Source organism: Pseudomonas sp., assembly GCF_030696055.1.
Classification (GTDB): Bacteria; Pseudomonadota; Gammaproteobacteria; order Pseudomonadales; family Pseudomonadaceae; genus Aquipseudomonas.
Genome location: NZ_JAUYNP010000092.1, coordinates 1 through 8,391 on the forward strand (window position 1 = coordinate 1; position 8,391 = coordinate 8,391).

The 8,391-nt window shown below is 64.1% G+C and carries 8 protein-coding genes; 6 read left to right on the top strand and 2 right to left on the bottom strand.

Annotated elements, in window-relative coordinates; all coding sequences use genetic code 11:
- From miaB to lnt, 5 genes are all read left to right on the top strand, one after another.
- Window positions 1–1,089: tRNA (N6-isopentenyl adenosine(37)-C2)-methylthiotransferase MiaB (miaB, locus tag Q8Q83_RS05635; protein WP_305621891.1), on the top strand; the 1,089-nt coding region annotated here is incomplete at its 5' end.
- Window positions 1,090–1,179: 90 nt separating this feature from the next.
- Window positions 1,180–2,184 carry a PhoH family protein gene (locus Q8Q83_RS05640; RefSeq protein ID WP_305621893.1) on the top strand — a complete coding sequence of 335 codons (1,005 nt, stop codon included), beginning with the start codon at window positions 1,180–1,182 and terminating at the stop codon, window positions 2,182–2,184.
- A complete protein-coding gene (gene ybeY / locus Q8Q83_RS05645; RefSeq protein WP_305621895.1) occupies window positions 2,177–2,635 on the top strand; it encodes an rRNA maturation RNase YbeY in 459 nt (152 codons plus the stop codon). The genes Q8Q83_RS05640 and ybeY overlap by 8 nt, the downstream gene beginning before the upstream one ends.
- A 31-nt stretch (window positions 2,636–2,666) precedes the next feature.
- Entirely contained in the window at window positions 2,667–3,506 is an 840-nt protein-coding gene (locus Q8Q83_RS05650; RefSeq protein WP_305621897.1) for an HlyC/CorC family transporter, read from the top strand.
- Between the two features lie 131 nt (window positions 3,507–3,637).
- The gene (lnt, locus tag Q8Q83_RS05655) at window positions 3,638–5,158 is read left to right on the top strand and encodes an apolipoprotein N-acyltransferase (protein WP_305621899.1); all 1,521 of its coding nucleotides are present in this window, start codon (window positions 3,638–3,640) and stop codon (window positions 5,156–5,158) included.
- Between the two features lie 55 nt (window positions 5,159–5,213).
- Here the strand turns inward: lnt and Q8Q83_RS05660 are convergent, their stop codons facing one another.
- Window positions 5,214–5,978: a YdcF family protein gene (locus Q8Q83_RS05660; protein WP_305621900.1), complete on the bottom strand. Its 765-nt coding sequence runs from the start codon at window positions 5,976–5,978 to the stop codon at window positions 5,214–5,216.
- Between the two features lie 26 nt (window positions 5,979–6,004).
- Window positions 6,005–6,448 (bottom strand): hypothetical protein, encoded by a 444-nt coding sequence (locus tag Q8Q83_RS05665; protein ID WP_305621902.1) that lies wholly within the window; start codon window positions 6,446–6,448, stop codon window positions 6,005–6,007.
- Between the two features lie 203 nt (window positions 6,449–6,651).
- On the opposite strand from Q8Q83_RS05665, the gene leuS reads away from it, so the two are divergent.
- Window positions 6,652–8,391 (top strand): leucine--tRNA ligase (leuS, locus tag Q8Q83_RS05670; RefSeq protein ID WP_305621904.1); only part of this gene is annotated, 1,740 nt, incomplete at its 3' end.

An 8,391-nucleotide genomic window follows, 5' to 3' on the forward strand; every position in this document is an offset into this window, starting at 1 on the left:
AGCCAGGAAGGCGCGGCGATCCGCGACCGCGCGCCCTATGTCGACGTGGTGTTCGGCCCTCAGACGCTGCACCGCCTGCCGGAAATGATCGACGCCGCGCGCACGACCAAGATCGCCCAGGTGGATATCAGCTTCCCGGAAATCGAGAAATTCGACCGCCTGCCCGAACCGCGCGTCGACGGCCCCAGCGCCTACGTATCGGTGATGGAAGGCTGCAGCAAGTACTGCACCTTCTGTGTGGTGCCCTACACCCGCGGTGAGGAAGTCAGCCGACCCATGGACGACGTGCTGGCCGAGATCATCCACCTGGCCGAACACGGCGTGCGTGAGATCACCCTGCTCGGGCAGAACGTCAACGGCTACCGCGGCGCCACCCGCGACGGGCAGATCGCCGAGTTCGCCGAACTGCTGTATGCAGTGGCCGCCATCGATGGCGTCGACCGCATCCGCTACACCACCAGCCACCCGCTGGAATTCTCCGACGCCCTGATCCAGGCCCACGCCGAGATCCCCGAACTGGTGAAATACCTGCACCTGCCGGTGCAATCGGGCTCCGACCGCATTCTCGCGGCGATGAAGCGCAACCACACCGCCCTGGAATACAAGTCGCGCATCCGCAAGCTACGCGCGGCGGTGCCGGACATCCTGATCAGCTCGGACTTTATCATCGGCTTCCCCGGCGAAACCGAGAAAGACTTCGAGCAGACCATGAAGCTGGTCGAGGACGTCGGTTTCGACTTCTGCTATTCCTTCGTCTACAGCGCGCGCCCCGGCACCCCGGCGGCCGACTTGGTCGACGACACCCCGCTGGAGCTGAAAAAGCAGCGCCTGGCGATTCTGCAGCAGCGCGTCACCCAGCAAGGCTTCGAAAACAGCCGACGCATGGTCGGCACCGTGCAGCGCATCCTGGTCAGCGATTACTCGAAGAAGGACCCCGGCATGCTCCAGGGCCGCACCGAAAGCAACCGGGTGGTCAACTTCCGTGCCGACAACCCGCGCCTGATCGGCCAGTTCGCCCTGGTGCATATCGACCAGGCCATGCCCAACTCGCTGCGCGGCAGCCTGCTCGGCGAAAACGCCCCCCACTAAAAAGTGGCAGCGGCCCGAGCTTTCCCCTCGCGGCCGCTAGCGGTATTCTTCGTTACACCACCCCAGCCGACTGGCGGCCATCAAACGACCTTGAACGCACCCATAGAACCCCATCGCTTTATCCTTGAACCCTTTGAGGCTCGCCGCTTCGCTAATCTGTGCGGCCAATTCGATGAGCACCTGCGCCTGATCGAGCAGCGCCTGGCCATCGAGATCCGCAACCGCGGCAATCAGTTCGAACTGGTCGGCACCGCCGGCCAAACCAACGCCGCCGAGCAGTTGCTGCATCGCCTCTACCGCGAAACCCAGAGCACCGAACTGTCGCCCGATCTGGTGCACCTGTTCCTGCAGGAATCCGGTATCGAAGAGCTGCGCAACCCAAGCCTCGAAGCCAGCGTCGCCCTGCGCACCCGCAAGGGCATGGTTCGTCCGCGCGGCGCCAACCAGCAGCGCTACGTCAAGGCCATACTCGACCACGACATCAACTTCGGCATAGGTCCGGCCGGTACCGGTAAGACCTACCTGGCGGTGGCCTGCGCCGTGGATGCGCTGGAGCGCGAACAGGTGCGACGCATCCTCTTGGTGCGCCCGGCGGTGGAGGCCGGCGAGAAGCTCGGCTTCCTCCCCGGCGACCTGGCGCAGAAGATCGACCCCTACCTGCGCCCGCTGTACGACGCGCTGTACGAGATGCTCGGTTTCGAGCAGGTGGCCAAGCTGATCGAGAAGCAGGTGATCGAACTCGCGCCGCTGGCCTATATGCGCGGCCGCACCCTGAACAACAGCTTTATCATCCTCGACGAAAGCCAGAACACCACGGTCGAGCAGATGAAGATGTTCCTCACCCGCATCGGCTTCGGCTCCACGGCCGTGATTACCGGCGACATCACCCAGGTCGACCTGCCGCGCGGCACCCGCTCCGGCCTGACCCATGTGATCGACGTGCTGCACGGGGTCCCGGGCATCAGCTTCACCCACTTCAAGCCCAAGGACGTGGTACGCCACCCCTTGGTGCAGCGCATAGTCGAGGCCTACGAGCGCTACGACAAGCGCCTGCACGGCAAGCTGGAAGACGAACAGGACGACGACAATGCTTGAACTGGACCTGCAGATCGCCAGTGACGGCGCCGATTTACCCACTGCAGCGCAGTTTCGCGCCTGGTGTGCAATCGCCCTGCGCCAGCGCACGGCCGACTCCGAGCTGACCATCCGCCTGGTGGATGAGACCGAAGGCCGCGAGCTGAATAACAGCTTCCGGCATAAGGATTACGCCACCAATGTGCTGTCCTTCCCCGCCGATGTACCGGACGAGTTGCTGGATATCCCGCTACTGGGCGATCTGGTGATCTGCGTGCCGGTGGTCGAGCGCGAAGCGCTGGAGCAAGGCAAAACCCCGGAGGCACATTGGGCCCATCTGGTGATCCACGGCTGCCTGCATCTGCTCGGTTACGACCATATAGAGGATGCCGAAGCCGAGGAAATGGAAGCCTTGGAACGAGAATTGCTGGCTGAACTGGGGCATCCCGACCCTTACGCCGACCACGAATAACCCCCACACAGAAGGTTCCTGAGTAACCACCATGAGCGAAGACCGATCGAGCAACGAGCAGAAGTCCTGGTTGAACAAACTGACCCAGGCTTTTGCTCATGAGCCGAAAAACCGCAAGCAACTGCTGGAAGTGCTGCGCGAAGCGCATCAGAACAAGCTGCTCGACAGCGAAGCACTGGCCATAGTCGAAGGCGCCATCCAGGTCGCCGACCTGCAAGTACGCGACATCATGGTGCCGCGCTCGCAGATGATGAGCATCAAGGCCAACCAGATGCCCAAGGAGTTTCTGCCCTCGATCCTCGACGCCGCGCACTCGCGCTATCCGGTGGTCGGCGAGAGCCTGGACGACGTGATCGGTATCCTCCTGGCCAAGGATCTGCTGCCGCTGATCCTGCAGGGCGACCAGCCCAGCTTCAGCATCAAGGACCTGCTGCGCCCGGCCACCTTCGTGCCTGAATCCAAGCGCCTCAACGTGCTGCTGCGCGAGTTCCGCGCCAACCACAACCATATGGCCGTGGTGATCGACGAATACGGCGGCGTGGCGGGCCTGGTAACCATCGAAGACGTGCTCGAACAGATAGTCGGCGACATCGAGGACGAGCACGACGTCGAGGAAGACAGCTACGTCAAACCCCTGCCCAGCGGCGACTTCCTGGTCAAGGCGCTGACGCCGATCGACAGCTTCAACGACTCCTTCGACACCCAGTTCTCCGATGACGAGTTCGACACGGTCGGCGGCCTGGTGATGAACTCCTTCGGCCACCTGCCCAAGCGCAACGAAGTCACCGATATCGGCGAGTTCCGCTTTCGGGTGATCAGCGCCGACAGCCGGCGCGTGCACCTGCTGCGTCTGACCCCGCTGGTACGCTAAAGCACCTGCAGCGCTTGGCCAGGGATGGGTTGGTCGCGTAGCGGCTAACCCATCAATAGCCCCCGCAAGCCTTTCCCCCTCCCGCGTTCCGCTCTACCCTTGCGCCACCCCAATCCAAGGACCCGCATGCAATGCACTGGATAACCCGAGCTGGCTGGCCCGGCAACCTGATCGCCCTGCTGGCCGGTGCCATCACCTCACTGGCGCTGGCGCCCTTCGATATTTGGCCGCTGGCGCTGCTGTCCATCGCCCTGTTCTACCTGGGCCTGCGCGACCTCAGCCCAGGTCAGGCGGCGCTACGCGGCTGGTGCTACGGTTTCGGCCTGTTTGCCGCCGGCACCAGCTGGGTGTACGTCAGCATCCACGATTACGGCGCGGCCTCACCGCCCCTGGCGGCCTTTCTGACCCTGGCCTTCGTCGCCGGCCTGGGCCTGCTGTTTACCCTCGCCGCCTGGGTGTGGGCGCGCTGGCTGCGCCGGGTGGAAGCGCCGCTGGCCGACGCCCTGGCCTTCGCCGCCCTGTGGCTGGCGCAGGAAGCCTTTCGCAGCTGGTTCCTCACCGGCTTCCCCTGGCTCTACGCCGGTTACAGCCAGCTCGACGGCCCACTGGCCGGCCTGGCACCGGTCGGCGGCATCTGGCTGCTGTCCTTCGTCCTGGCCTTGAGCGCGGCCCTGCTGATCAACCTGCCGCAGTTGCGCGCGCGCAAAGCCTTTCTCGCGGTTGGCCTAGTGCTGCTGATCGCCCCCTGGATTACCGGCCTGGCCCTCAAGGGCCACGCCTGGACCACGCCAGCCGGCGCGCCGCTGACGGTGGCGAGCATGCAGGGCAATATCGAACAGAACCTGAAATGGGACCCGGCGCAGCTCAACGCGCAGCTCGCGCTGTATCGTGACATGACCGTTAACGCCACCCCGACCGACCTGATCGTCTGGCCGGAAACCGCCATCCCGGTGCTCAAGGAACATGCCCTGGGCTATCTGCAGATACTGGATGGCTTCGCCAGCGAACGCCGGGCCGCCCTGATCACCGGCGTGCCCATTCGCCAGGCCAATGAACGGGGCGAGCCGCGCTACTACAACGGCATCAGCGTGGTCGGCCAGGGCAGCGGCGACTACCTCAAGCAGAAGCTGGTGCCCTTCGGCGAATACGTGCCCTTGCAGGAAGTGTTGCGCGGGCTGATCGCCTTCTTCGACCTGCCGATGTCGGACTTCGCCCGTGGCTCGGCCGCGCAACCGCTGCTGCAAGCCAAGGGACACAGAATCGCCGCCTATATCTGCTACGAGGTGGTCTATCCGGAGTTCGCCGCCGAACTCGCCGCACAGAGCGCGATGCTACTGACCATCAGCAACGACACCTGGTTCGGCCGCTCGATCGGCCCGCTGCAGCATCTGCAGATGGCGCAGATGCGCGCACTGGAGGCCGGCCGCTGGATGATCCGCGGCACCAATAACGGCGTCACCGCGCTGATAAACCCCTATGGGCAGATCACCGAGCAGCTGCCGCAATTCGAACAGGGCGTGCTGTATGGCGAGGTGGTGCCGATGCAACAGCTGACGCCCTACCTGTATTGGCGCGGCTGGCCGCTGCTGATTCTCTGCCTGCTGCTATTGGCCTGGGCGCTGCTGGCCAGCCGTATGGCCAAGACGCTGTAGATAAGACGGGGCGCTGTGTTGGGCTTCGCTGCGCTCAGCCCAACCTACACCCAAGTTACAGGCCATAGGCCCACCTGTACCCCAGCTGCCCTATAGCCTCATTGATTAATAAGCCGCTCTGCCACAGCGCCTTGCTTTCCGGCAGCCAACCGCCGGCCGGTCGGCCATTGGCTACGCCGAGAAAGCCCATGGGCGCGCTCAGCACCTGAAAGCCCGCCTGCTCATAACTCCAGCGCGCCCTGGGCATATGCCAGGCCTGGGTCACCAGTAGCACACGCTTAAGCCCGGTTTCCTTGAGCATCGCGGCGCTATAGGTGGCATTTTCCCAGGTGGTGCGGCTTTGCCCTTCCTGCCAGCGCACCCTTAGCCCGTAATCGCGTTCCAGCACCTGCGCCATCAAGGCCGCCTCGCTGGGTGGCGCGCCATAGTGCAGGCCGCCACTGGTCAGCAGCGGCAGGCCCGAAGCCTTGGCCAGACGGGCGGCATAGCGCAAGCGCTCCAATGCCTGCAAGCCGGGTTGATCGCCACCCCAACCGGGATCGGCCTGCTCACGGCCAGCGCCCAGCACCACTATCACATCGACCCGTTCGGCCAACCCAGCCCACTGCTGCTCGCTGAGCGCCGGCTCGCTTTCCAGCAGGCGCGCCGACCACTCCACCGTGACCGGCAGACTGCACAGCCACAGCCCGCCCAGCCCCAAGCCAAAACAGGTGGCCGCCACCCGGGGAAAACGCCGACGCAGCCACCAGGCGAGCAGCAGTAACAGCAGCAACAGGCCTGGCGGCAGTAGGAGTTGTTTAAGGATGTAGCGAATCGGCATCGAGCACCTCCACGGGTGCCAGAAGCCTAACGGGGATTGCTCGCCCGGAACAGCTGCGAGCCGCAGGTCTTGCAAGCCTTCACACCATGGCCCGACTGCCAGCCGGCCAGGGTGCCGCAGAGCGCACAGCAGAGTTGCACGCGGCGCTTCAACAAGGGTTTGGCCTTACTTGGCAATTGCGCGAAAGCCGCATGGGCCGTACGCGCCACCTTGCGCTGCGCCGGCAATTGCTCGATTTGCGCCATTTCCTGGGCCGCCGCATGCCAGCCGCGCAGCCAATCCAGGTCGCGATTCAGGTAGGCGCGGATCAGCTCCATTTCAGCCGCGGTCAGGTCACGCAACTCCAGCTCAAGCGGTGGCTCTGCCGATAGACCGCTCAGGCTATCGGCCTCATCCAGTGCCAGGGCAAGACGTTGCAACAGCCGTTCATACAACCCGCCGCTGGTTCCCGCCCGCCTTAACTCAGCCATCCATCCACCTCACGACGGGCCCTTTCGCGCAGCCCATATAGCAAGCTTAGCGGCAGCCCTCCAACCAGCGATGCGCCGCGACAAACGGCGGTTTGCCGGGCTTGCTGCCAGTCCGGCAGCTGCAATCAGGGTTTCCCTCAATAAGGGGGGGTCATGTATGCTACGACGTTTTCCGCAAGCCCCTATTTTTAGCGCCGGTAGCCATGCACGAACAGTATCAGCCACGCGAAATCGAAGCCGCCGCGCAGTCCCACTGGGACTCGCAAAAATCCTTTGTAGTGAGCGAGCAGCCAGGTAAAGAAACCTTCTATTGCCTGTCGATGTTCCCCTACCCGAGCGGCAAGTTGCACATGGGCCATGTGCGCAACTACACCATCGGTGACGTGATCGCCCGCTACCAGCGCATGCAGGGCAAGAACGTGCTGCAGCCCATGGGCTGGGACGCCTTCGGCATGCCGGCGGAAAACGCCGCGATGAAGAACAAGGTCGCGCCGGCCAAGTGGACCTACGAGAACATCGATTACATGAAGACCCAGCTGAAATCGCTGGGTCTGGCCATCGACTGGACCCGCGAAGTCACCACCTGCAAGCCGGATTACTACCGTTGGGAGCAGTGGCTGTTCACCAAGCTGTTCGAGAAAGGCGTGATCTATCGCAAGAACGGCACGGTCAACTGGGACCCGGTGGACCAGACCGTACTGGCCAACGAGAAGGTCATCGACGGCCGCGGCTGGCGCTCCGGCGCGCTGATCGAGAAGCGCGAAATCCCCATGTACTACTTCAAGATCACCGCCTATGCGGAAGAGCTCTTGAGCAGCCTGGACGATCTGGATGGCTGGCCGGAACAGGTCAAGACCATGCAGCGCAACTGGATCGGCAAGAGCTTCGGCGCCGACATAGTGTTCGACTACGACCTCGCCAGCGTCGGCATCGAAGGCCAGTTGAAGGTCTATTCGACCCGTCCGGACACCCTGATGGGCGCCACCTACGTGGCCGTCGCCGCCGAGCACCCGCTGGCGCAGCGCGCCGCCGCGCACAACCCGGCCATCGCCGCCTTTATCGCCGAGTGCAAGTCCGGCTCCGTGGCCGAGGCCGATATGGCCACCATGGAGAAGAAGGGCCTGGCCACCGGCGAGTACGTCATCCACCCGCTGACCGGCGACAAGCTGCCGGTATTCGTCGCCAACTACGTACTGTGGGGCTACGGTGAAGGCGCGGTGATGGCCGTGCCGGCGCACGACGAGCGCGATTTCGAATTCGCCAACAAGTACGGCCTGCCAATCACCCAGGTCTACGCCGCCGCGGACAAGGACTACGACGCCAGCGAGTGGCAGGCCTGGTACGGCGACAAGGACGGCCTGAACACAGTCAACAGCGGCAAGTACGATGGCAAGAGTTTCACCGAGGCCTTCGACGCCATAGTCGCCGACCTAGAAGAGACCGCCCACGGCGCGCGCAAGACCCAGTTCCGCCTGCGCGACTGGGGCATCAGCCGCCAGCGCTACTGGGGCTGCCCGATCCCGATCATCCACTGCGACGCCTGCGGCGACGTGCCGGTGCCGGAAGACCAGCTGCCGGTGGTGCTGCCGGAAGACGTGGTGCCGGACGGCGCCGGCTCGCCGCTGGCGCGCATGCCGGAGTTCTACCAGTGCACCTGCCCGAAATGCGGCGGCGCGGCCAAGCGCGAAACCGACACCATGGACACCTTCGTCGAGTCGTCCTGGTACTACGCCCGTTACGCCTCGCCGCAATACACCCAGGGCATGGTCGACCCGCAAGCGGCCAACCACTGGCTGCCGGTGGACCAGTATATCGGTGGTATCGAACACGCCATCCTGCACCTGCTGTATGCGCGCTTCTTCCACAAGCTGATGCGCGACGAAGGCCTGGTGTCGTCCAACGAGCCGTTCAAGAACCTGCTGACCCAGGGCATGGTGGTGGCC